Consider the following 23658-nt stretch of genomic DNA (forward strand, 5'->3'; position numbering starts at 1 on the left):
ATATAAGCTGGACTTACGCTGACACGCTACACACTTTTTCATGACGATATTCATTTTTGTAAAATGAAAACGAGTAGCCGGTAAACTGGATTTACGCTTACTTGCCACTCGTTCCCTGTAATTATATTGCCTCTTTTTCAAAAAGTCAAACAAAATTTTATTCCATGCATCTGCCCTGTAAACCCTAGTTACTGTTCACTCCGTTCTCAGCAACACGCTTCGCGATGCACAGAATTTATGCTCCACTGTTTCCGTCAGCCCTTCCGACTTCATAAAGAAGAGTTCGTTTCCTGCTCAGGTTTCTCGATCCTGAGCATGCGATATCCAATTCCTATGTGCGTCTGGATATATTGTACACCGTTTTTTTCAAGCTCCAGTTTTTTCCGCAGTGTTGCCATAAAAACCCTGAGAGAAGCAACATCGTTTTCCGAGCAGCGTCCCCAGATCTGCTGAGTAATATATGTATGTGTCAATACTTTTCCAACATTACGGGATAAAAGGCAGAGCAGCTTATACTCAATGGGCGTCAGATGCAGTTCTCTGTCCTTCAGGAATGTGCAGCCAGCCGTGTAATCTATCTTTAATCCACCATTTTCAAAAACAGATGTTTCCGGCTGTTTTCCTGACTGCGTTATGGCAAGCCGCCTTTGGCTGACACGGATACGCGCAAGTAATTCTTCTACTGAAAATGGTTTTGTGATATAATCATCTGCACCCGCATCCAGTGCCTCTATTTTGTCCATATCTTCACTTCTGGCACTGATCACGATGATCGGCATATTCGACCAGGTACGGATTTTCTTTATTACCTCTACTCCTTCCATATCAGGAAGGCCCAGATCCAGAAGAACGATATCCGGATTGTGTGATGAAGCCTCCAAAATGGCCGAAGCCCCATTTTCTGCAGCCAGATATTTATAGTCATGTGTTTTTAAAGTGGTAACGATCAGGTTCCGTATGGGTCTGTCATCCTCAACCACCAGAATTAATGTCTTATTCATTTAATGTCACCTCGCTTAATGGTAAAGTAAAAGTAAAAGTACATCCATGCGGAGCATGATCCGAAAGAACCAGTGTTCCATCGTGAGCTTCTATGATCGAGCGGCAAAGTGCCAGGCCAAGCCCCAGACTCCGTTGGCTGTCTGCAACGGTTGTTTTCCCTGTATAAAACATCTCAAAAATATGTGGCTTCATTTCATCCGGGATCCCGGGGCCGTTATCTTCCACGCTTACCTGTGCTTTCCCGGCTTTTTTGAACCCCCGAATGCTGATGACAGAGCCTGACGGCGTATATTTTATCGCATTATCGATCAAATTTACCAGAACCTGTATAATAAGATGCACGTCCATACGTGTAAGAACAAGTTCTTCACAGTCCGCCACGATCTTATACGCATCATGCTTCCGGCTGACATGCCGGAGTGACTCTGCTATTACCTCATCCAAAAGCTGATCCGTAAATTTAAACTTCAATCTTCCATCATTGAGCCTGGTAATGGAAAGCAGATTTTCCACAACTCCGATCAGCCACTCTGAATCCTCATGAATGTCCGTGTAGATCTGATACCTTGTAGCTTCATCCAGACGGTCACTGTTACTGAGAAGCATATCTGCATTTCCGGAAATAGAACAAAGCGGAGTACGCAGGTCATGGGAGATCGCCCGAAGAAGATCGCCACGCAACTGCTCATTTTTTGCTAAAACCGCATTTTTTTCTTTTTCTATGGCATTTTGTACATTCTCCATTGCAAGTGCACATTCATTTATTACAGACAGCAGGATGCTGTATTCATAAGAGTCCAGTGTTTCTTTCTGCAGAGGGATCCCGATTACGCCATAAACATTATTCCCGCTTCGAATTGCCAGATATAAGCATTTTGCCTGTGAGAAATACTGTGTGGATGCGCCGGCACGCTGTCTGTTTTCATAAGTCCATCTGGCCGCCTGTTGTTCTTCCTGTGTCAGAAAATCCTCAGTGCTCTCTTTTTCCCCGGAAAAAAGCTTTCCTTCTGATAAAGTTCCATTTTCCACAACATATGCCGTGATGCTGCGGTTTAACAGGCGTATCAGCTGTGTACAGGTAACTCCGAGAATTTCTGTCTCACTTTTTGCCTTTTGCAGCAGACGATCCGTATCAAACAGAACCTGTGTGCGAAAGGCAATCTGTGAAGACAGCTTTGCATGCATTTTCAGCTTTGCCGCAAGGGTTCCTGTAAGTACGGATGAAATAAGCATTATGAAAAATGTCACCGGATATCCCACCGCATATGTCTCAAAAGACATCCTTGGCTCCGTCAGGAAAAAACAAAATAAGAATACACTTAAAAAGGAGCCTGCTACACTGCAAAGATAACCATCTGTCACGATGGAAGTGATCAACACACCCAGAATGTATATCGTTACAATATTCGTATCTGTAAAATCCAGCTTCTGAAACAGCAGGCCAATCAAAGTGCATACTGCAAATATAAAAACCGTCAGCAAGTAATCTTTTGCAGACGGTTTTTCCACATACCATGCAAATGGCCGTTTCGGACAGGTTCTGTTTTTTACTGTATCCTCCATTTTCAAGCTCATTCTCCTTCTGCTGTTGTTTACTGGAATTATATCACGCAGCAGTTCTGTGGTCAAAAATTTTTTCTTCATGGCAATGAGCTATATGCGGAAGCACTTCTGAAGAGCTCTGTATTCTCCTAATACCAGTAATTTATCATTTTCTGTAAAATATGTTTCCGGTGAAATTGCAATACTGAATTCCTCTTCATTTTTTACTGCCAGAATATTAATATTGTAGCGTTTTCTGATGTCAAGTCCACCCACTGTTTTTCCAACCCATTCTTCCGGCACTTCCACTTCAAAAATTGCATGGGAAGCATCCACCTCCATATAATCCAGGATATGATCATCTGTATAACGGATGGAGGCCCATTTTGCCACCTGCTTTTCCGGATAAACTACCTTATCGGCACCATTGCGTAAAAGAAATTTTTCCTGAACATCACGTTCAGCTCTGGATATCACCAATTTTGCACCCAGTTCTTTTAGAAGGGATGTTGTTTCAAGAGAATTTTGAAAGCTATCTCCAATGGTCACAAAACAAATGTCGTAGTTTCCAATTCCAAGGGACTGTAAAAATTCAGCATTGGTGCTGTCACCAATCTGAGCATTCGTCACAAATGACAGTACTTTGTCCACTCTTTCTTCCTTCCAGTCAACTGCCATAACTTCATGTCCCAGCTGATTGAGCTGCATGGCAATATGTCTTCCAAACCTTCCAAGTCCAATAAGCAATACATTTTTCATAATATTATTTTTCTCCTTCTTATCCAACTGTGATTTTTTCCAGAGGGAGCTTTGCATTTCCCTTATTTCTTCCGGAAAATACCGCATAGATCAGGGTCAGACCACCTACACGTCCCAGATACATCAGTATGATCAACACGACTTGTGAAAAAACATGAAGTTCCGGTGTGATTCCCAGCGTCAGCCCTACCGTACCAACAGCTGAAGCAGCTTCGTACAGACAATTTAAAAGCGGAAGGCCTTCGTACACACTGATCGCTATTCCGCCGCCAAAGAACAAGGCAAAATATAACATGGCTATTGTCGCTGCATTTTTTATCACATGATATTCAAGTCTTCGCCCAAAAGCTCCTGCATTTTCCTGACTTCGAAATGTCGCAATTGCATTTAAAATAAGTACTGAAAAAGTTGTTGTTTTCATTCCACCTGCTGTAGATCCCGGTGAACCACCAATTAGCATTAACAGTATCATAACCGCTTTTGATGCCTCACTCATCTCTGAAATGTTTATGGTGTTAAATCCGGCAGTTCTTGTCGTTACCGATTGAAACGCTGCTGCTAACAGGCGTTTTTCCATGGGTAATTTTGTCAGATCACAGATATAGAAAAAAACTGTCGGAAATAAGATCAGACATGCGGTAGTCATGAGAATGATCTTGCTTTGCATGCGGTAGCGTTTAAAGTTCAGTTTGTTTGTATAAATATCATCCCATGTGAGAAAACCGATTCCTCCTGTAATGATCAACAGCATAATTACCAGATTTATAAGTATATTTCCGGAATACCTAGTCAGCGATGGAAACATACTGGAATCTGTCCCCAGAATATCAAAGCCGGCATTACAAAAAGCAGAGATTGAATGAAAAACTGACATCCAGATTCCCTTTTTTCCATAATCTCCCATAAAAACCGGCAGCAGCAACACCGTCCCTGCAGCTTCGATCAAAAATGTTCCCCTCAAAATAAACCTTGTTAGTCTGACGATTCCTCCGACTTTTGGAGCTGAAATTGCATTCTGCATGGTGCTTCTTTGCATGAGGGATATTTTCTTTCCGGAAAGAAGGGAAACAGACGCAGCCACAGTCACTACTCCAAGCCCACCTATTTGTATGAGTGCAAGAATGATCGTCTGGCCTGCCAGGGACCAGTAGCTTCCAGTGTCCTTTACCACAAGACCTGTAACACATACCGCCGAAGTAGCTGTAAAAAGTGCCTCATGAAATGGTGTGATCACCTTCTCCGCAGAAGAAAATGGAAGCATCAGCAGAACGGTTCCCAAAAGGATCACTCCTGCAAACCCCATGATAATCAGCTGAAAAGATGTCATATGTTTTTTCTTATATGATTTTTCCGGCATAAATGATCAGAACTCCTTATCAATACTTTTAACAGTGCTATCCTCGTAATGCATTTTATTATATATAACTACTTTCAAAGATAGTATAAAAGTCTCTGCTTCCGTATTAAGATTTTATAAAGATATGATATTGAATTGAGAATTATTTTAACCGAATCAAGGAAATTACCTGCTTTGATGATCCTAAGCATTACCTTAATACTACAGTTTTTAATTGTAAACTCATTTTATATTTGCAGTTGACATTCAATATTTCTATGTGATAAAGTGATACCCGTACAAAAAAACTCAAAAGGAAGGTATTGACATGAACACTGCATCATGCGAAAAAGAAGCTCCATCGCTTTCCAGAGATGAAGCCATTGCAATTTTAGATACTCCGGACGAAGAACTTGAGGCACTGATCGACCGCGCCAGCAGTTTACGTTACAAATATAAGGGAAACCGGGTAAGCATCCACATCCTTACCAATGCCCGCAGTGGTAACTGTTCCCAGGATTGTGCCTACTGTGCCCAGTCATGTCGTTCCACTGCCGATATTGATAAATACAAATGGGTAGATGAAGACAAATTATATCAGGACAATGATTTCGTAAATGATTATCATTTATCCAGACATTGTATCGGACTGAGTGGTATGAAATTTACAGATAAAGAGATCGAGGAGCTAGCCCGCAGGATCCGCAAAATGAAAGAACACGGAACTCATCTCTGCTGCTCCATAGGCTTTCTCACAGAGCACCAGGCAAAAATGCTCAAAGAGGCTGGTCTTGACCGGATCAACCATAACCTGAACAGCAGCCGTTCCTTTTATCATAATATCTGCAGTACACATACCTTTGACCAGCGTGTCCGGAATATCCATATGCTTCAGGGACTTGGTTTCGAGATCTGCAGCGGCGGTATCATTGGCATGGGTGAAAGTAAGGAAGACGTTGTTGACATGCTTCTGGAATTACGTGAGATCCAGCCGGAAGCACTGCCGATCAACTTTCTTCTTCCGATCAAGGGAACTCCTCTCGGAAATGCAGATATTTCCCAGCTGACAACAGAATACTGTATGAAGGTCCTCTGCCTGGCAAGACTTCTTGTGCCTAAAGCAGATATCCGATGTGCTGCCGGAAGAGAAGTTTATTTTAAAGGCGAAGAAAAAAAACTGCTCAGTGTTGTAGACTCTATTTTTGCTTCCGGTTATCTTACAGAAGGTGGCCAGGGAATCGAAGACACTCTCAAAACCATTACGGATGCAGGATTCACCTATGAGATTGAATCTGCGTAAGCATCCTTCTGTACATATGACCTGTCATACACACTTACAGCATTTCATTGCTTACCCGAACCAGTAAATATATTACCTTTTTCAAAGGAGGCTCTTTCAATATGAACCAGACAAATACTGTCTCTGCACCACGTACAAAAACCTACGAGATCACCATGACCGCTCTTATGGCAGCTGTCACTTGTATTCTTGCGCCGCTGTCCATTCCGATCGGTCCGGTTCCGATCTCATTTACCAATCTTGCCATTTATCTGTCCCTGTATCTTCTCGGATGGAAAAAAGGAACCATCAGCTATCTGATCTATCTTCTGCTTGGACTTGTAGGTCTTCCGGTATTTTCCGGATTTACCGGCGGCCCTGCAAAGCTGGCCGGTCCTACAGGCGGATACATCATCGGCTTTATCGTTATGGCTGTTATTGCCGGACTGGTAATTGACAACTGCCATAAGCCTCTGATCCAGCTCGTTGGTATGATCGCAGGAACAATTGTATGCTATCTTTTCGGAACTGTATGGTTCTGCATCGTTGCAGATTCCACTTTCAAAGCAGCTCTTGGAATCTGTGTAATTCCGTTTATCCCGGCAGATCTCATAAAAATGATCATCGCCATGATCATCGGACCAATGATAAAGAAACGAATCCGATAAGCTGAAACTCTGATACTCCCAAAAAAGGCAGCAGGAAATGTTGGAAATTTCCTGCTGCCTCTTTATCGCGTTTCATTTTTCTTATCTGAGTTTTTTCTTCAGTTCCTGGATCAGTTCAAAATAATCTCTGTGCTTCATCTCCGGGAAAGCCTTAATGATTCTTCCCTGGCCGAATACCGTATGGTTTGTGATAGAGCTTGACAGCTCATCAAACTGTGCCTGAAGCTCCGCTTTCTTCATTCGAAGCATTTCGGCAGATTTTTCTCTCTGAGCCACAGTCGCATCTCTGAGCTCTGCCTTAGCAAGAGCAACCTGAACCTTTCCCTCTCCCACCTTCTGTGCTGTATCAATGGTAGTTGTTGCCAGAGTATCACTGAGCTTATCACTCACGATCCGCAGATCCGCACGTACCTTATCCAGTCGAGTAAGCTTTTTATTCAGTCCGCGGATCACCGCCACTGTTACAATAAGATCAGCCAGATACACCGCATACAGAATTGCCATAACAACCCATTCCAGTGTGGAAGGTGTATGAGAAGCCTGACGCTCCACATACTTCTGAAAAACCTTTACGACCATCACAATGGCAAGTCCCCATATCAGGGAAAACTCAAGACAGATATAGCCGTGAAAATTCAGCGGCTTATTAGAATAATCCCACCATCTTGCATGGAAGCATACATCCAGAAGCCATCCGGCAACCAGCTCTACCGCAGTTGCAAGAACGATTCCAAACAGAAAGATCATTCCCTCACTCATCTGATGTCCGCCGCTCTGAAGCGTATTAAGCAATGCAAACACGGAAAGTACACCAAATCCGTACACCGGGCATACCGGACCGTTGAGAAATCCCCGGTTTATAACCTTTCCTAAGGTTACTGCATGGAAGATAACTTCAACGACCCATCCTCCAAAAGAATAAAACAAAAAATACAGACATATCTGAAAATACGTCATCCCGCAAATCATCCTGTACTCCTCCTTTACAGCTGTCAAGATTCCGGCAGCTATTTCAGGGGTCAGTACCATCACCTCTGCCGGGGTGATTCTGATTATATCATATCACCCCTCTCATTTACATCCCTTTATCCGGTCATTCTTCCGAAACAATTTCTTTTTTCACACGGGTAAAGTACAGAAAGAATCCGATGTTCAGAATGATTCCCACTGTGGTAGATACCGGTGCTGCAAGACCGATCTTTGTCAGGCTGGCATCCGGCTGGATACTCATAAAGTACGCCATTGGAAGTCGTACCAGAAGCGTCTGGATCAGGCCCTGGACCATAACCCATATGGTCTGGTTGTTTCCGTTGAAATAGCCTATCATACTGAACAGAACAGCCGTTACCAGTGTCTCCGGAGCAAACCCCTTCAGATAATCAAAGCCCTTTTGGATAACGCCGGCATCTATTGAAAAGAATCCTGCCAGCACATCACCCTTCAGCAGGATCAGGATAAATACCAGGCATCCCACAGACAGGCCAACTCCAATTCCCGTAAGCATGGATTTTCTCGCACGTTTCGGCTTTCCTGCTCCTACGTTCTGTGAAACAAAGGAGGCCATGGACTGCATCAGGGAGCTTGGAACCAGCATGGCAAAGTTTACGATCTTACATGCAACTCCGTAACCGGAGGATGCTTCCAGACCCAGGCGATTGACAAATGCGCACAAGGCCAGAAATGAAATCTGTGTCAGGAATTCCTGAAGTGCCAGCGGCAGTCCGATCTTAAGAAAACGTCTGCACTGAGGATTCAGCCGGAAATCTTTTTTTGTAATGGTAAACGGAAGCTTCTTCTTTATCAGCAGAACTACTGCAAATACAACACTTAAGGCCTGAGCAGAAACCGTAGCAATAGCTGCTCCTGCTGCATCCATATGTAAGCCGGCTACCAGTACCAGGTCTCCGATCACATTTACAATACATGCCACCAGCACAAACAGCAGCGGAGATTTACTGTCACCAAGGCCACGGAAAATAGCAGACAGTAGGTTATACGCGACAATAAAGAAAATTCCGCTGCCACAGATCCGTACATAAGATGCAGTCAGCGCTACCGCTTCTTCCGGTGCCTGCATCAGCATGGAAATCGGATGTGCAAAGCCTACCATAACAATAAACAGCACGATAGAGATCATGGTAAAGACGATTGCAGCCCCACCGATAACGGAGCCGATCTGCTCCGGTCTTTTTTCTCCAAGATAACGTGCGATCAGAACTGTGATACCCATAGCAAACTGGATCACTACAAAGGTAACCAGATTCAGTACCTGACTTCCGGTGGAAACCGCTGACAGTCCGGATGTGGAACCGAATCTTCCAACTACAAGAAGATCGACCGCACCATAGGCAGCCTGCAGGATCAGCGCACCGAGTACCGGCATCATAAATGCAACCAGCTTCTTCAGGATATTTCCCTGGGTAAAATCTGCCTTATCATTTGTCATAATGTTCCCTCCTGTCACACATGATCTGATAAAATTTCCCGATGGTCCGGATCATATTGTCTGCTTCTTCTTCGGAAATCTCTGAAAGATAGGGCGCCAGACTGCTGAAATAATCCTGATCATACTTCCTGGAAAGCCTCTCTCCTTTTTCTGTTATGGAAATGTAAGTAACGCGCCCGTCATCCGGAGACGTAAGCTTCTGAAGATATCCCTTTGCCTCCATTTCTTTCACTGTTCTGGTAACACCCGGACGCGGAAGGTTCATGGCATCACTGATATCAGAGAGCCGGATATCCTTTTTTTCCCGCTGCAGAGAATGGATCACATCCAGATACTGTATGTAGGATGGCATCACCCCCTGAGGCAGTGGCGGAAGCATATCCCGGATCCGCTTTGCCTGATAAAACGCATCAAACATCCGCTTGATCTTTTCATTTGTCATAAAAAAACTCCTTGTATAATTATCTTTGTTAATTACCATTGATAATTATATAAGGAATTTATGGTTTGTCAAGCATGTTTTATTTTTCTGTTACAGAGTAGCTTTCTATTACAGAGTAACTTTCTATTAATCTATGCTTCTAATGCCTCTTTCAGAGAAGCTTCAAAGATCTCAAGTCCTTTCTCCATCTGCTCATCGGTCATGGTAAGCGGTGCAAGGTTCAGATATCTGGCCTGTGCCATCACACGCTCTCGGCTTAAATGTTCTGCATCCAGAATAGAGGAAGACAGCTGCTCTGCGGCGTTTCTGTCCTTTTCCTCCAGCACGAGTTTCCGGCTGTTGTTGGTGACACTGGGATTTGTCAGAACTACGAATTCTCCTCCATGGATATAGTTATTCAATCCTGTATTCACTTTTGATGCACTGCAGGCAGTCTGCAAAATAGCCCCATCGTACAGACTACTCCAGACCGTTTTCCCCTGCTTTCAGCTTCAGAACTTCTGTAAGCTCCGGGATCTGCATCATATTTCTACAATTCATAAAACACTACTCCTCCCACTGATACTGCTTCATATCTACACATCCATTTGCCTTAAACTCCACACCCTCGTCTTCCAGAAGCATCTTCTGCTCTCTCCAGCCTGGTGCAGTACGCCCTGCATGGTTCACAACTCTGTGGCAGGGATACTTCCCGTAAAATTCTGCCATACCTAAGACTTTTCCTACAAGACGTGAATTTTTATCCCGCCCGATCAGCCGTGCGATCTGTCCGTAGGAGGCCACTTTTCCCTCCGGTATCTCTTCCACCACGGACAGTATCTCGTAGATTAAATCTTCATCCAGTATTTTTCCCATAATTATTCCTCCGAAATCCTGCTGGCAATTTTCATAGCATGCTTTCATAAATAAAATATCTGTCTTTTCGTGGACGCCTGCACCAGACCGTCCTCTCAGCCTGAGTTTTACAGTGCAGTTCCTTTCTTTGGAATAAACAAACAACTCATATCTGTATGTTCCAGCTTAAGAAGTGAAATTTTTTTGTCTATTCCTCCGGCGTATCCTGTCAGACTTCCATTTGTTCCTACGACTCGATGGCAGGGAATGATAATGGAAATTTCATTATGTCCAACCGCACCGCCTACTGCCTGGGCGGACATATGGGAAGTGTTTTTCATCTCTGCCATTCTGCGCGCAATTTCTCCATATGTGATCGTCTGTCCGTAGGGGATCTCCAGTAAAATCTGCCACACTGCCTTTCTGAATATTGAACCGTTCGGATGAAGTGGTGGAGTAAAGTTCGGTTCTTCACCGGAGAAATATACATCCAGCCATCTTTTTGCTTCTGTGAGAATTTCCGTCTCCTGTTGGATATGGTCATTGGGAAGTGTATTTGCAAAATATTTCTGTCCTTCAAACCACAGACCGGTAAGTCCTATTTCATCTGCGGCAAGTAAAATATCTCCGATTAGCGATTTATATTTGCATGTGTATACCATATTTCCCCCCCCCACATTCATTTATCTCTACAATATTTTCTATAGCATTCCTCTTAATTAACACAAATGTCACATGCGCGTCCCCTCTGCGATTTCCTCGACATTGTGAGTTTTATCCCAACAAGCAGCAGGAGATTGCTGATATTCTTGACAATTTATAATATTATACCATTTTTGTTTTGAACATGCTATAATGCTGTTGCTGCCGAACCTCCAGCTGAAAGGATGTAAAGTCCTATGACAAGTTCTATAATTACTTTCTTTGTTTCTGTTATGGCAACTGTGGCTAGGCTGGACAGAAACGACAGGCAGTAACAGCCTAAAGGATTAAACCACCTTACATAAACGGAACAAAAACCCCCGGAAGTCTCGACCACTTCCGGGGGTTTTCGTATCAAATTCGTATCACGGGATCGTCAAACCCAGTGTTTTTTCTGCTTTTAAAAGTTTTTCAATACTCTCTCCACAACAATATAAAAAGCGGCAGAGCCTCTATTTTTGCAGGCTCTACCGCTTTTTATCTGAATTCCCCTCAAAAAATCTCTATACTTTATATCAGAACAGTCCTGTGATCTTACCGCTCTCGTCTACGTCGATCTTGGTTGCTGCCGGTACTTTCGGAAGACCTGGCATGGTCATGATCTCACCTGTCAGTGCAACAATAAATCCTGCACCTGCGGAAATCTTAAGATTTCTTACTGTTACCTCGAAATCTGTCGGAGCACCAAGCTTTGTCTGGTCGTCTGTTAAGCTGTACTGGGTCTTAGCCACACAGATCGGGCAGTTGCCAAATCCAAGTGCCTCCAGCTGTTTCGCCTGCTTCTGGGCATTTGCTGTAAGAACCACTTTCTTTCCACCATAAACCTTCTGTACGATCTGGTTCAGTTTGTCCTCGATGGAGCCTTCCAGTTCATAAGCATATGTGAAATCATTCGGCTCTTCAACAAGACGGATCACTTCCTCAGCAAGCTTGATTCCGCCTTCGCCACCTTTTGCCCATACCTCGGAAAGTGCTACGTTTACGCCAAGCTCCTTGCATTTTGCTTCCACAAAATCAAGCTCTGCCTTGGTATCGGTCGGGAATGCGTTAATAGCTACCACACATGGAAGCTTGTATACATTTTTGATATTGCTTACATGCTTCAGAAGGTTCGGGATACCCTTTTCAAGAGCCTCAAGGTTCTCATTGTTAAGATCTGCTTTTGCAACGCCACCATTATATTTCAGAGCACGTACGGTTGCTACGATAACAACGGCACTTGGTGTAAGACCTGCCATACGGCACTTGATATCCAGGAATTTCTCAGCTCCAAGATCAGCACCGAATCCAGCCTCTGTGATGGCATAATCAGCAAGCTTCATAGCCATCTTTGTAGCGGTTACGGAGTTACATCCGTGAGCGATATTTGCGAATGGTCCGCCATGAACGATCGCCGGAACATGCTCCAGTGTCTGAACAAGGTTTGGTTTCAGGGCATCCTTCAGAAGTGCTGTCATAGCACCCTCTGCGTGGAGGTCTCCTGCTGTTACCGGTTTCTGCTCAGCAACCTTACCGTAAGTATATCCGATGATGATTCTGGAAAGTCTCTCTTTCAGATCTTTGATATCACTTGCCAGACAGAGAACTGCCATAATCTCAGATGCTACAGTGATGTCATATCCGTCTTCACGCGGCATACCGTTTGTTCTTCCGCCAAGTCCGTCTACTACATTACGAAGCTGACGGTCGTTCATGTCCACGCATCGTCTCCAGGTGATCTTTCTCGGGTCGATGTTCAGTTCATTACCCTGGAAAATATGGTTGTCGATCATTGCTGCAAGAAGGTTGTTTGCCGCACCGATTGCATGGAAATCACCGGTAAAATGAAGGTTGATATCCTCCATCGGAACTACCTGTGCATAGCCGCCGCCTGCCGCACCACCTTTGACACCAAATACCGGTCCCAGGGATGGCTCACGAAGAGCTACCATAACATTTTTTCCAAGTCTCTGCATTCCATCTGCAAGACCTACGGTTGTCGTAGTTTTTCCCTCACCTGCCGGTGTCGGGTTGATGGCTGTTACCAGGATCAGCTTTCCGTCTTTTTTGTCTGTTTCTTTCAGAAGATTATAGTCGATCTTTGCTTTGTATTTACCATACTGCTCCAGATATTTGTCATCAATACCTGCTTTCTCTGCAATCTTGGTAATTGGCTCCATTGTGCACTCCTGTGCAATCTCGATGTCACTTTTAAATCCCATAATGTTCTCCTTTCTCCGCTGCAACCGTCTGCATCTTTTATCCCATAAAAAAGAGCAGTATCTGAAGTTTTTCAAATACTGCCCAGACGGTCGACTCATCGAATCTCCGGCTCCCTCGTGGTTATCCCACAACTCCGTCAGTCACCGAAGACTTTATTAATTTGATGATTGAATACTAACATATTTATTAGTACTTGTCAAGAAATTATCAAATTATTTTTTCACTTTTAAAGTGAGCTAAGTCTAATTTTCTGAATCATTTCCGTTCTATGTATTAGTTTTCTCTCCAACATTCGTACATATCTTTTTTCATCAAATCCTCTGTTATTTAATCGTATCTTGTACTGGTCATCCGTTAATGCGACTGTCCAGACGCCATAAACATATTACCACACTTATGAAATCAAATCTGCAAATCCTGTAGATACCAGGAATAATATCAGCATTACAACCGGCACTACATAACGGATCATAAAGCGATATAACCCTGCCCGTTTGAAGTGTTCCCCATTTCGTTCCACTTCTCCTATGATCCAGTCAGGGCCGATCACCCAGCCGATCAGAATGCTTGTCAAAAGTGAGATAAACGGCATCAGAAAACTGTTGCTGATATAATCCATCACATCCAGAAGCTGTCCAACGGAACCATTTGGCAGTTTAAGTTCAAAATACAGTTTGTTATAACCAAGGCAGATCAGTACTGCTGTAACAAGAGAATAAATTCCGACAGCACCACACATTTTCTTACGTGGTTTATGATAAAGTTCCATGCAGTTTGCAACCAGTGTCTCCATGACAGACACGCAGGAAGTCAGTGCCGCAAATCCCATCATCAGGAAAAATGCAATTGCCACCGGACGGCCAAATACTCCCATGGCATCAAAAACCTTTGGCAGTGAGATAAATATCAGGCTTGGGCCGGAAGCCATTCCATCCTTTCCGAGAAATACAAAAACAGCCGGTATGATCATCATTCCTGCAAGAAACGCAACGCCGGTATCAAAGATCTCAATCTGATTTGTTGCTTTATTTAAATTAACTTCATTTTTCACATAAGAACCATATGTGATCATGATTCCCATAGATACACTTAAGGAAAAGAATAACTGGCTCATCGCATCCAGAAGGATCTCCAGAAAGCGTTTTACCGTCAATCCATGAAAATCCGGTTTGAGGTAAACAGCCAGCCCCTGCATACCGGTGCGGACAGTTCCATCCGTATCAGTATGGGACAGTGTCAGTGAAAAAATGGCAATGATCACGATCAGAAGAATCAGCCCCGGCATAATGATCCTGGAAAACTTTTCGATTCCCTTTTCCACACCACGAAATACGATCCAGGCAGTCAATGCCAGAAAGATCAGCATAAATACAACAGGTGCAATATCTGATGTAATAAATGATGTAAAGTATACATCTGAAGCCGCATCTTTCCCTTCAGAAATAATATAAGTAAAAAAATATTTTACAATCCATCCACCGATAACAGAATAATAGGTCATGATCAATGCCGGAACCATAAACGTTAAATGTCCTAAAAATTTCCACTTTGGATCAAGAGATTCAAAAGCCCTCAATGCATTTTTCTTTGTCTTTCTCCCAAGTGCTACATCCGTTGTCAACAGTACAAATCCAAAAGTCAGTACCAGTACCAGATAAACCAGCAGGAAAAGTCCTCCGCCATCTTTGGCACAGAGATATGGAAATCTCCAGATATTTCCAACTCCTACTGCACTTCCGGCTGCCGCCAGGACAAAGCCTATTGAGCCGGAAAAGCTACTTCCTTTTTCTTTCATTTCAATTTCCCCTCTTCAAGTATATATTTGATATAGGCTGAAACCTTCAGCCTAACAGCCATATCTTACCTTAAATAAAGATAAGTGCAAATGGCAGAAGTTTCTTTTTACGAAATTTTATTTCAAAAAAGTTTCTTACTACTTTACAAAATACCGGTTTTTCCGATATAATCGTATACAATAAAAATTAATAAGAAAAATAGATAGTATGAGGAAACAAAATGAGTAATTTTACCTGTTATGTAGGTGAACAAATAAGAAAATACCGAAGAGCCGGAAAGATGACTCTGCAGGATTTGGCAGATGCCATCCATAAAAGTCGAGCTACCGTATGCAAATATGAAAATGGAGATATCTCCGTTGATATCGAAACTTTATATGAGATCAGCCAGATTCTCCAGGTATCTATGTCCCAGCTTACCACTGGTCTTCCTGAAACAGCCAGTAAACCGTCCAATGCACCGGGAAAAGGACAAAAAAGCCCATTTTTTCAGGCACAGCGGCTATATTTTTACTTTTACGATGGACGCTATCAGCGTACGAAGGATGGCGTCATCGATATTTATGAAAAAAAAGGCGAATCCGGAAAATACGAAGCAACCTTAACGATCTGTTCTGTTTCTGCCAACGGAAGAAGCAGTGAGATTTTTTACACCGGAAAAGTTCTTTACAGTGATATGCTGATCCGTTTTTCCTTTGTAAATCAGTATAACCCACTGGAAGAAGATCTCCTGTACATTTTTAATCCTCTGGAGCTTCGAGATTTTACAACAGGACTTTTGTGTGGGATTTCCAGTGCGGATCTGATGCCCTGCGCATTCAAATGTGTGATCACTTTAAAACCACAGGAGCTTACCGAAGCGTTCCGCCACCAGCTGCTTTTTACAAAAAAAGATCTGAAGCGCTGGGAACAGCTGAATATGTTACTGATAGATAATATGGAAAAGTAGTTTTCTGCAAAAAACGGTACACCTTATATTTTATAAGCTGTACCGTTTTCGTATTTTTCTGTATCAGGGTTTGCCTGCAAACCCACACCGGATCGCCTGTGTCGGACATATCTTTTTACATCTTCCACATCGGATACATTCTGTACTGTTTGGATTTTCCGTCGGATCGACCTCCATCTGGCAGATATTCCTGCATTTTCCGCAGTGAACACATTTTTCTTTATCTACTCTGTAACGAAAAACGGAAACTTTATTAAATACCGAATAAAAAGCTCCCAGCGGACAGATATACTTACAGAATGGCCGGTATATCATAATTGATAAGATAATGGTGATCACCAGGATTGTATTTTTCCACATGTACAGCCAGCCTACTGCACTTCGCATGGATTTGTTCAGCAGCACCAGAGGGATACCTCCTTCCAGTGTTCCTGCCGGGCAGATCAGCTTGCAGAAATATGGTGCTCCCTGGCCCATGATATCTACTACAAACATGGGAAGTATGATCACAAATACAAGAAAGATCACATATTTCAGTTTTCGCAGAAGCTTATCTCCCCGAAATGTCCGGATCTTCTTTGGAAAAGGAATCTTGTTCAACAGATCCTGGATCAGTCCAAAGGGGCAGAGAAATCCGCACACCAGTCTTCCAAGCAACGCTCCTACAAAGATCAGAAATCCAGCTACATAATATGCCATCTTGAAGTTCCAGCTTCCGATCACAGCCTGAAGGGAACCAATAGGGCAGGCCCCTCTTGCCCCGGGGCAGGAATAACAGTTCAGCCCCGGAACACAGACATTTTTCAGTTTTCCGGTATAGATCTTTCCAGTCACAAACCCTGATATGTGACTGTTTGTAAGGGCCGCCCACAATGCCTGGATCCCATGCCGCGGCCATTCATTTATTTTCATCTTCTTATTATCCAATGCCAATACACTCCATACAGATGTTGATCGCTTTTGTAAAAACTACAGACACCTCGCCCCTGCAGATTCCCAGTATCATCAGTAAAATCCCCAAAACCGCCAGAGCAGGTCCGATCCACCTGGATGCTGTTATTTTCCGAATCATTTTTTCACTCTCCGTAATGATCATCTTTTACTTTGAAACGTTTTTAAGCTCTTTTTCCACGATTTCCTTCCATTCGTCCAGTGTATGGCTTCCTGTATAGGTATCGCCTACAATGTTTCCATCTTTGTCAACAAAAAATGTTTCAGGAAATGCGGAAATCCCCTGCAGACGGCCATTCATCATAGTAGTATCCGGTATCAGGAACGGATACTCTGCTTTTGTTTTTTCCTGAAGAATGCCTGCTTTTTTTACTGCCTCCTCGTCCTGATTTCCCTTTTCATCTGTAGTATCAAGCACCACGCCTGCTACTCCGACGCCTTTCTCTTTCATTTCTTTATAAAGCTCCTGAAGTTCCGGAATCTCTTTTACACATGGTGAGCACCAGGTTGTAAAAATATTTACCAGCGTCAGGTCATAGTCACTGAATACTTTTTCTGTATATGTTTTTCCATCTATTCCTGTTGTTTCAAATTTTCCTACAGATTTTACATCCTCCGGGTTGACGCTGGTATCCTGTGGCTGTTCAAACACGGAAATATTCTGATACGGTGTCATTTCCGTAATGTCGGTTTTGATCTTTTCCAGCTCCTTTGTCAGCTTTTCATCTGCATCTTTGTTAGTGCTCAGATAATATTTGTATTTCCCGTCACTGCTGCTTCCAAGCTCTTTATGCTCTGTACAGCCTGTGATCTCATCCAGCTTTTTCTGTGAAGCTTCGTCATAAACGCCAATTGTACCAATTCTGTCCAGACCTGCCACCCAGTCGTCATATCCGGTTCCCATCTTCTGTATTTCGGCATTTTTCTGTTCCTCTGTCATTTTGCTCCAGCTTACATAGGCATATGTCACTGCATTGGTCTGATTCTCAAAATCTTCCGTAGTAAGCATTGCAATGCTCTGATCCTTGATCTGATTTAACAGCTCCTTCGAAAGTGAAAGCTTCAGTCCCAGAAACGGATATTCATAAGAATCCTGTGCCTTGCAGGTTACGTCGGAAGGCTTAAATGTACCTGCTACCAGATCTGATGAAACTGCCTCTCCATCCACCGCCATTGCCTCTCCGATATCTGCTGTTTCCGTGCTTTCTGCCGCCGTTACCGGTACGCTTCCAAATGCAGATATTCCTAATACCGCTGCTGCCATAAGTGCTGTTATTTTCTGTGTTCTTAATTTCATTGTTTATATTCTCCCTTCTGATATCACCGGCCCATATCCGGAACCGACGTATATTTTATATGTAAATCTTGCTCTCTGTAGCCTTACTATATCATCCCCTGTATAAAATCTCTGTTAAGAAATAAAAAAATTTACAGGAATTTTATGCTATACATGATATGATAGATAACAAAGCAAAATCAACTGTTTTTTAGGAGAATTTATTATGCATATATTGATAATTGAAGATGAACAGCAGCTTTGCCAGTCTATTGCGGAGGGGCTTCGCATGGATGGTTATGAAGCGGACACATGTTTTGACGGGGATGAAGGACTGGAATTATGTCTGGTGGAAAATTATGATCTCATCCTTCTTGATCTGAACCTTCCAGGCGTTGATGGTCTGGAAATCCTGCGCCAGTTTCGGGAATCCGATACTTCCACTCCCGTTTTGATCCTCTCTGCCAGAGGACAGATCCAGGACAAGGTTGAAGGGCTTGATCTCGGTGCCAATGACTATCTCACCAAGCCTTTTCATTTTGAAGAGCTGGAGGCACGGATCCGAAGTCTGACACGAAGGAAATTCATCCAGCAGGATATATGTCTGCAATGCGGACGTATCAGCTTTGATACCCGTACAAGAAAGGCCAGTATCGATGGACTTCCTCTTTCTCTGACCCGAAAGGAAAGTTCTCTTCTGGAATATTTCCTTCTTCATCAGAACCGTATCATAAGCCCGGAAGAAATGATCGAGCATATCTGGGACGGAAGCGTCAACAGTCTCAGCAATTCCATTCGTGTCCACATTTCTTCTCTTCGAAAAAAGCTGCGCACAGCTCTCGGCTTTGATCCAATACAGAATAAGATCGGCCAGGGTTACATTTTAACGGAGGATATACAATGAAAAAAATAACCGGAAAGCTATCTCTTCAATGGCGTCTGACACTGATCACCGCACTGCTTATGACAGTCACCTGCATTCTGATGTATTTTTTTATCAGCCAGTCTGCAGTTGCCGGAATGGAGGATCTGGGAGATTACATGATACGGATCGATAACACAGATTCTGCTCCCATCACCTTTAATATGGATCCCTCCGTCTTATTTCCGGAGCTTTCCGATCAGCTGCAGCTAACAAAAAAACTGTTTCTCACCAAAGGACTCATGGTAACAGGGATCATCATCCTTCTCAGCAGCATCTGCACTTATTTTATCAGCCGTCAGGCATTACTTCCGCTTCGCAGACTCAGCCAGGAGGTAAACCAAATAGAGGTCCAGAACCTTTCAGAGGCTCTTGAAGTTCCTGCTACCAATGACGAAATTTCCCGCCTGACAATTTCATTTAACAAAATGCTCGCACGCCTGGATGAGGCCTTTACTGCCCAGAAGCAGTTTTCTGCCAATGCAGCCCATGAGCTGAGGACTCCTCTTGCCGTTATCCAGACAAATCTGGAGGTCTTTGCCCGCAGGGAAGCACCTGCTTTAAAAGATTATCAGGAGATTTTTGCCATGCTCCAGGAACAGACCGGGCGACTTTCCCATCTGGCTGAAATCCTCCTGGATATGACCGGTGTACAGACTGTTGAACGTTCCGAAAGGATCTCTCTGGCAGCACTGACGGATGAGGTTTTCTGCGACCTGGCTTCTGTAGCGGAACAGAAGGATGTTGAACTGATCCAGCAGGAGGGGGACTGCATTATTACCGGAAGCTATCTGCTGCTGTATCGCGCTGTGTACAATCTTGTGGAAAATGCGATCAAATACAATCACTCCGGTGGAAAAGTAACCGTAAATATCCATCTTTCCGAAGAAATAACAGATACATCCACGTCGGTCAATTATGTCTTTCTTGAAGTCTCCGACACCGGGATCGGCATTCCTCCCGAATATCAAGAAAAAATCTTCACCCCGTTTTTCCGTGTAGATAAATCAAGAAGCCGCGCTATGGGAGGTGCCGGCCTGGGGCTTGCACTTGTCAGTGAAATTGTCCGACAGCATAACGGACAGGTAAAAGTACTGGAAAGCAGCAAAAAAGGCAGCATGATTGCAATTATTCTGCCAGTCTGAACATGTTTGTATTACATTTACTTTATATGCTCATGAACGCAATCGCTTTGCGATCTGCGTTCAAATCCGAGTATATTTTCTCAACAATACTGTCTGTATCCATTTCGCAGGTAATAGCCTGTTCCCTGAGAACTGAAGAAAAATCTTTTTCTCTCCACCATCTGCGCATATCTTTTTCACCAAATTCTCTGTTTCTTGTATTATGTCGTCTCACGGTTTCTTCGAACGACAGATCAAAATAAACAGTCAAAAACAATATCTGATTTTCTCATCCTTTCGTTATCCTAGCAGAAATATCTGATTCCGGCAACTCAAAAAAAGCCTGGAAGAAATCAGCCACAGGCATTTTATTTCTTCCAGGTTTTTCTGTTTTCTGATTCTCAGTCAGCTGTCTTTGATCCGGCAGCTGATACAGCTCTGCATCCAGTTACATTCAGACTTATTCTGCCTGTGGTTTGCTTACCTGTGCTGTATCATTCTTTACTCCGGCAGATTTTTCGGCATGCTCTTTCACAAGATTCCGTCCAAGTAGAGTCAGGCATACCAATGCGATCACTGCAAAAACAGCTCCGATCCCAAATACCACGTTCATCTCATAACCTTTGCTACTCACCAGACCGGAGATCGCCGGTGCGCCAAAGGTTGCAAATACAATGCCGAACATGACAAATCCGTAATTCTCCCCGGTGTGCTTCATTCCGAAAATAGAGCTTGTCAGGGACGGGAAGCTTCCCATGATGCCGCCGTAGCAGCCGTACATCAGCACAACAGCAACCGTTACTGCCAGGGATCTTGATACAGCGAGAACTCCCATAGCGATCACTGCCACGATCAGCACTCCTTTGATGCAGACGATCCTTCCCACTTTATCTGCCAGTGTCGGAAGCACCAGTCTTGCTCCCGCATTGACAATGGATCCAAGCATAACGGCGCTGACTGCCACTGCAGACGGGATCCCAAGGTCGATCTGGTAGGTCTGGGATACCGGTGAAACCATAAAATAAGAAATCAGTCCAAAGAACATGGTCGCAAGAAGAAGATAAAAATTTCTTGTACGCATCATCTCTCCGGATGTATACTGCTTCATCTCCGATGTTCCGGACTTTGCCGCAGAGCCACCTGCGTTCACCAGACTCTTATCGGGTGCCTGAAAAAAGATGCCGCACAGAATCCAGGAAACTGCGATGGCTGCCCCAATGATCAGAAAGGTTTTCTGCACACCCTCTGCCTCCAGCAGCTTTCGACTCAGCGGCGCCAGGAAAAATCCGCAAAGTCCGTTGGCAGTTACCACAACGCCGGAAGCAAATCCGGTACGGTCCGGGAACCATCTCTGCACAGTTGCCAAGATCACCGTGTAGATCATTCCCTGTCCAAATCCCTGCATCACGCCATAGGACAGATACATAGGAAGCGGTGTAGGAACGATCAGAAATGCAGATGCCAGGATTCCTGCCGCAAAGATCCCGCCTCCGATCCATACAATCGTCTTTTCCTTAAAGCGGTTCTGCATCCTTCCGCCTACGATATTTCCGAATACAAAGGTGCTCAGTGCCAGATAAAAGCACATGGATGCCTGTCCCTGACTCCAGCCTGCCTGCTCCATCACATAGGGCTGGTAAATAGACCATACATGGGGATATCCGGTAAAAAAGATCGCGAAAGCTCCAAATATCATAGTCAGCAGACGCTGTTTTTTCTGTATTCCTGTCATAATTTCCTCCTCTGAAAAAGATTTCAGGCCTGCTCTATATTCTCTGCTCACAGAATGCAGCCTGTTTCTGTACACACGATCTGCACGTTTTCCTGCACATTAGCTCCGCTTATCTTTGATATTTTCGTATTTGCGTGCCTTTTCTCTTTGTTTGCGTGTTAAATGCGTGTTAATTATGTTGTGTGTATGTTATCACACGCAGTCTGATTATGCAATATAAATTTACAGCTTTTTCTGTTTTCTCGTTTTTGTCCAAATTTTCCTGTTATTTCTTTGTATATTATTCACAATGGCTGTATTTCAAGCACGCATATGCACGCACATGTTTTTTATTTAAAAATACCGTCTTTATACGTTTTTTCATTTTATATTTCTTTATTTACGCAAAAAAGCACGCCATGTTGCAGGCGTGCTTTCGTAATTTTCTATGATTTCTGTTTCTTATTTGATTATCTTCAGCTCATATTCCCTGATTCCCAGGCCGATCTTTTCTGCCTGATCCAGGGTTGCCTTCCACTCAATATTCGGATTGGAATCCTTAAAGTGGTCATGGTGACAGTGCCATCCCGGCTCTGCCAGATGCTCTCCAAGCTGGCTGTTGGCGATCGGTGTTGCCTTCAGGCAGGCATCTGCACAGGCCTGATCCAGTGCAACCGGGTCAAAGCTTGCGAACATTCCGATATCCGGAAGGATCGGCGCATCATTTTCACCATGGCAGTCACAGTTAGGGCTGATATCCTGTACCAGTGCAATATGGAAATGGGGACGTCCGTGACAGACAGCCTGTGCATACTCTGCCATCTTGCGATCAAGAAGCTCGTTTGCACTGCTATTCGGATTGTATACGGCATCATAGCTGCAGGCCCCGATACAACGACCACAGCCTTTGCATTTATCGTAATCAATAACTGCTTTCTTGTTTACATATGTAATCGCATCACTTCCGCACTCTTTCGCACAACGGCGGCAACCACGACAGACATCTTCATGGATGGCCGGCTTTCCGCTGGCATGCTGCTGCATTTTTCCGGCACGGCTTCCGCATCCCATACCGATATTCTTCAGAGCACCGCCAAAGCCGGTTGTCTCATGTCCCTTGAAATGGCTGAGACTGATAAAAATATCTGCGTCCATGATAGCATGTCCGATCAGGGCAGTTTTGCAGTATTCTCCGTTTACTACCGGAACTTCTACTTCATCGGTTCCTCGAACTCCGTCACCGATGATGATCTGGCATCCGGTTGTGATCGTGTTAAATCCGTTAAGATTTGCACAGTCCAGATGCTCCAGTGCATTCTTTCTGCTTCCCGGATAAAGAGTATTACAATCTGTCAGGAACGGCATTCCGCCCTGCTCCTTACAGAGATCTGCTACTACCTTTGCATAGTTCGGACGAAGGAATGCCATATTTCCAAGCTCTCCGAAATGCATCTTGATGGCTACGAATTTTCCATCCATATCGATATCTTTGATTCCTGCGGCAACGCAGAGTTTTTTCAGTTTGTCCAGCTGGCTGGTTCCCACCGGACAACGAAAATCAGTGAAATAAACTGTTGATTTTTCCATTCTGGTTTTTCTCCTGCTGATTCTTTTTATGTAATTACATTTATTTAAACTCTACACGTTTTTTCTGTTTCTGTCAACGGATACTCGCATTCGTAAAATTCCATCTATTTCTCCCATATTCCTTTACAAA

General features: G+C 43.7%; 22 protein-coding genes and 1 riboswitch. Of the genes, 5 read left to right on the top strand and 17 right to left on the bottom strand.

What is annotated here, in order from left to right; translation table 11 throughout:
• Positions 1-269 precede the first annotated feature (269 nt).
• The 4 genes from DWW77_RS07290 to DWW77_RS07305 all read right to left on the bottom strand — a co-directional run bounded on the left by DWW77_RS07290 (position 270) and on the right by DWW77_RS07305 (position 4660).
• Positions 270-1001: a response regulator gene (locus DWW77_RS07290; RefSeq protein WP_110102914.1), complete on the bottom strand. Its 732-nt coding sequence runs from the start codon at positions 999-1001 to the stop codon at positions 270-272.
• Positions 994-2565 carry an ATP-binding protein gene (locus DWW77_RS07295; protein WP_243239049.1) on the bottom strand — a complete coding sequence of 524 codons (1572 nt, stop codon included), beginning with the start codon at positions 2563-2565 and terminating at the stop codon, positions 994-996. Before DWW77_RS07295 ends, DWW77_RS07290 begins: the two co-directional genes overlap by 8 nt.
• A 90-nt stretch (positions 2566-2655) precedes the next feature.
• Complete coding sequence (locus tag DWW77_RS07300; protein ID WP_021976055.1) at positions 2656-3303, bottom strand: potassium channel family protein; 648 nt, start codon at positions 3301-3303, stop codon at positions 2656-2658.
• 19 nt (positions 3304-3322) lie between these two features.
• The gene (locus DWW77_RS07305; RefSeq protein ID WP_118608398.1) at positions 3323-4660 is read right to left on the bottom strand and encodes a TrkH family potassium uptake protein; all 1338 of its coding nucleotides are present in this window, start codon (positions 4658-4660) and stop codon (positions 3323-3325) included.
• Positions 4661-4967: 307 nt separating this feature from the next.
• On the opposite strand from DWW77_RS07305, the gene bioB reads away from it, so the two are divergent.
• Complete coding sequence (gene bioB, locus DWW77_RS07310; RefSeq protein ID WP_110102912.1) at positions 4968-5939, top strand: biotin synthase BioB; 972 nt, start codon at positions 4968-4970, stop codon at positions 5937-5939.
• Positions 5940-6040: 101 nt separating this feature from the next.
• Complete coding sequence (locus tag DWW77_RS07315; RefSeq protein ID WP_015527251.1) at positions 6041-6586, top strand: biotin transporter BioY; 546 nt, start codon at positions 6041-6043, stop codon at positions 6584-6586.
• 81 nt (positions 6587-6667) lie between these two features.
• Here the strand turns inward: DWW77_RS07315 and DWW77_RS07320 are convergent, their stop codons facing one another.
• The 8 genes from DWW77_RS07320 to DWW77_RS07355 form a co-directional block, all read right to left on the bottom strand.
• Positions 6668-7555 carry a putative ABC transporter permease gene (locus tag DWW77_RS07320; RefSeq protein WP_021977018.1) on the bottom strand — a complete coding sequence of 296 codons (888 nt, stop codon included), beginning with the start codon at positions 7553-7555 and terminating at the stop codon, positions 6668-6670.
• Positions 7556-7679: 124 nt separating this feature from the next.
• Positions 7680-9032, bottom strand: coding sequence for an MATE family efflux transporter (locus DWW77_RS07325; protein WP_114002168.1), 1353 nt, complete (start codon positions 9030-9032; stop codon positions 7680-7682).
• Positions 9022-9474 (bottom strand): MarR family winged helix-turn-helix transcriptional regulator, encoded by a 453-nt coding sequence (locus DWW77_RS07330; RefSeq protein WP_044960451.1) that lies wholly within the window; start codon positions 9472-9474, stop codon positions 9022-9024. Before DWW77_RS07330 ends, DWW77_RS07325 begins: the two co-directional genes overlap by 11 nt.
• Positions 9475-9605: 131 nt before the next feature.
• Positions 9606-9875: a hypothetical protein gene (locus tag DWW77_RS07335; RefSeq protein ID WP_147419586.1), complete on the bottom strand. Its 270-nt coding sequence runs from the start codon at positions 9873-9875 to the stop codon at positions 9606-9608.
• Between the two features lie 145 nt (positions 9876-10020).
• Positions 10021-10329, bottom strand: coding sequence for an MGMT family protein (locus DWW77_RS07340; RefSeq protein ID WP_015527257.1), 309 nt, complete (start codon positions 10327-10329; stop codon positions 10021-10023).
• Between the two features lie 107 nt (positions 10330-10436).
• Entirely contained in the window at positions 10437-10970 is a 534-nt protein-coding gene (locus DWW77_RS07345; RefSeq protein WP_118608453.1) for a methylated-DNA--[protein]-cysteine S-methyltransferase, read from the bottom strand.
• A gap of 555 nt (positions 10971-11525) precedes the next feature.
• Entirely contained in the window at positions 11526-13211 is a 1686-nt protein-coding gene (locus DWW77_RS07350) for a formate--tetrahydrofolate ligase (protein WP_092068491.1), read from the bottom strand.
• A 73-nt stretch (positions 13212-13284) separates the two neighbouring features.
• A riboswitch (ZMP/ZTP riboswitch) is annotated at positions 13285-13366 on the bottom strand.
• A gap of 240 nt (positions 13367-13606) precedes the next feature.
• Positions 13607-15007: a sodium-dependent transporter gene (locus DWW77_RS07355; protein ID WP_114002172.1), complete on the bottom strand. Its 1401-nt coding sequence runs from the start codon at positions 15005-15007 to the stop codon at positions 13607-13609.
• A 221-nt stretch (positions 15008-15228) separates the two neighbouring features.
• On the opposite strand from DWW77_RS07355, the gene DWW77_RS07360 reads away from it, so the two are divergent.
• Positions 15229-15957, top strand: coding sequence for a helix-turn-helix domain-containing protein (locus tag DWW77_RS07360; RefSeq protein WP_114002173.1), 729 nt, complete (start codon positions 15229-15231; stop codon positions 15955-15957).
• A 63-nt stretch (positions 15958-16020) separates the two neighbouring features.
• On the opposite strand, the gene DWW77_RS07365 is transcribed toward DWW77_RS07360, so the two are convergent.
• Genes DWW77_RS07365 through DWW77_RS07375 form a run of 3 tightly spaced genes read right to left on the bottom strand, consistent with a single transcriptional unit; the run spans position 16021 to position 18205 of the window.
• Positions 16021-16869: a 4Fe-4S binding protein gene (locus tag DWW77_RS07365; protein WP_110102924.1), complete on the bottom strand. Its 849-nt coding sequence runs from the start codon at positions 16867-16869 to the stop codon at positions 16021-16023.
• A gap of 7 nt (positions 16870-16876) precedes the next feature.
• Positions 16877-17029, bottom strand: coding sequence for a CD1871A family CXXC motif-containing protein (locus DWW77_RS07370; RefSeq protein WP_015527265.1), 153 nt, complete (start codon positions 17027-17029; stop codon positions 16877-16879).
• Between the two features lie 27 nt (positions 17030-17056).
• Positions 17057-18205, bottom strand: a complete 1149-nt coding sequence (locus tag DWW77_RS07375; RefSeq protein WP_015527266.1) for a TlpA family protein disulfide reductase — start codon at positions 18203-18205, stop codon at positions 17057-17059.
• Positions 18206-18410: 205 nt separating this feature from the next.
• Between DWW77_RS07375 and DWW77_RS07380 the strand changes: the two genes are divergently transcribed.
• Positions 18411-19088, top strand: coding sequence for a response regulator transcription factor (locus tag DWW77_RS07380; protein ID WP_118608400.1), 678 nt, complete (start codon positions 18411-18413; stop codon positions 19086-19088).
• Positions 19085-20251 (top strand): sensor histidine kinase, encoded by a 1167-nt coding sequence (locus tag DWW77_RS07385; RefSeq protein WP_118608401.1) that lies wholly within the window; start codon positions 19085-19087, stop codon positions 20249-20251. Before DWW77_RS07380 ends, DWW77_RS07385 begins: the two co-directional genes overlap by 4 nt.
• Positions 20252-20690: 439 nt before the next feature.
• On the opposite strand, the gene DWW77_RS07395 is transcribed toward DWW77_RS07385, so the two are convergent.
• Complete coding sequence (locus DWW77_RS07395) at positions 20691-21962, bottom strand: MFS transporter (protein ID WP_110102923.1); 1272 nt, start codon at positions 21960-21962, stop codon at positions 20691-20693.
• 441 nt (positions 21963-22403) lie between these two features.
• The gene (locus DWW77_RS07400; RefSeq protein ID WP_118608402.1) at positions 22404-23528 is read right to left on the bottom strand and encodes a DUF362 domain-containing protein; all 1125 of its coding nucleotides are present in this window, start codon (positions 23526-23528) and stop codon (positions 22404-22406) included.
• Positions 23529-23658: the final 130 nt, after the last annotated feature.

Origin of the sequence: Ruminococcus sp. AF17-12 (assembly GCF_003479245.1) — a bacterium.
GTDB lineage: Bacteria > Bacillota > Clostridia > Lachnospirales > Lachnospiraceae > Blautia_A > Blautia_A fusiformis.

Coding starts and splice junctions, on each gene's coding strand:
- DWW77_RS07290 (WP_110102914.1), bottom strand. CDS start 1,001: ATGAATAAGACATTAATTCTGGTGGTTGAGGATGACAGACCCATACGG.
- DWW77_RS07295 (WP_243239049.1), bottom strand. CDS start 2,565: ATGGAGGATACAGTAAAAAACAGAACCTGTCCGAAACGGCCATTTGCA.
- DWW77_RS07300 (WP_021976055.1), bottom strand. CDS start 3,303: ATGAAAAATGTATTGCTTATTGGACTTGGAAGGTTTGGAAGACATATT.
- DWW77_RS07305 (WP_118608398.1), bottom strand. CDS start 4,660: ATGCCGGAAAAATCATATAAGAAAAAACATATGACATCTTTTCAGCTG.
- bioB (WP_110102912.1), top strand. CDS start 4,968: ATGAACACTGCATCATGCGAAAAAGAAGCTCCATCGCTTTCCAGAGAT.
- DWW77_RS07315 (WP_015527251.1), top strand. CDS start 6,041: ATGAACCAGACAAATACTGTCTCTGCACCACGTACAAAAACCTACGAG.
- DWW77_RS07320 (WP_021977018.1), bottom strand. CDS start 7,555: ATGATTTGCGGGATGACGTATTTTCAGATATGTCTGTATTTTTTGTTT.
- DWW77_RS07325 (WP_114002168.1), bottom strand. CDS start 9,032: ATGACAAATGATAAGGCAGATTTTACCCAGGGAAATATCCTGAAGAAG.
- DWW77_RS07330 (WP_044960451.1), bottom strand. CDS start 9,474: ATGACAAATGAAAAGATCAAGCGGATGTTTGATGCGTTTTATCAGGCA.
- DWW77_RS07340 (WP_015527257.1), bottom strand. CDS start 10,329: ATGGGAAAAATACTGGATGAAGATTTAATCTACGAGATACTGTCCGTG.
- DWW77_RS07345 (WP_118608453.1), bottom strand. CDS start 10,970: ATGGTATACACATGCAAATATAAATCGCTAATCGGAGATATTTTACTT.
- DWW77_RS07350 (WP_092068491.1), bottom strand. CDS start 13,211: ATGGGATTTAAAAGTGACATCGAGATTGCACAGGAGTGCACAATGGAG.
- DWW77_RS07355 (WP_114002172.1), bottom strand. CDS start 15,007: ATGAAAGAAAAAGGAAGTAGCTTTTCCGGCTCAATAGGCTTTGTCCTG.
- DWW77_RS07360 (WP_114002173.1), top strand. CDS start 15,229: ATGAGTAATTTTACCTGTTATGTAGGTGAACAAATAAGAAAATACCGA.
- DWW77_RS07365 (WP_110102924.1), bottom strand. CDS start 16,869: ATGAAAATAAATGAATGGCCGCGGCATGGGATCCAGGCATTGTGGGCG.
- DWW77_RS07370 (WP_015527265.1), bottom strand. CDS start 17,029: ATGATTCGGAAAATAACAGCATCCAGGTGGATCGGACCTGCTCTGGCG.
- DWW77_RS07375 (WP_015527266.1), bottom strand. CDS start 18,205: ATGAAATTAAGAACACAGAAAATAACAGCACTTATGGCAGCAGCGGTA.
- DWW77_RS07380 (WP_118608400.1), top strand. CDS start 18,411: ATGCATATATTGATAATTGAAGATGAACAGCAGCTTTGCCAGTCTATT.
- DWW77_RS07385 (WP_118608401.1), top strand. CDS start 19,085: ATGAAAAAAATAACCGGAAAGCTATCTCTTCAATGGCGTCTGACACTG.
- DWW77_RS07395 (WP_110102923.1), bottom strand. CDS start 21,962: ATGACAGGAATACAGAAAAAACAGCGTCTGCTGACTATGATATTTGGA.
- DWW77_RS07400 (WP_118608402.1), bottom strand. CDS start 23,528: ATGGAAAAATCAACAGTTTATTTCACTGATTTTCGTTGTCCGGTGGGA.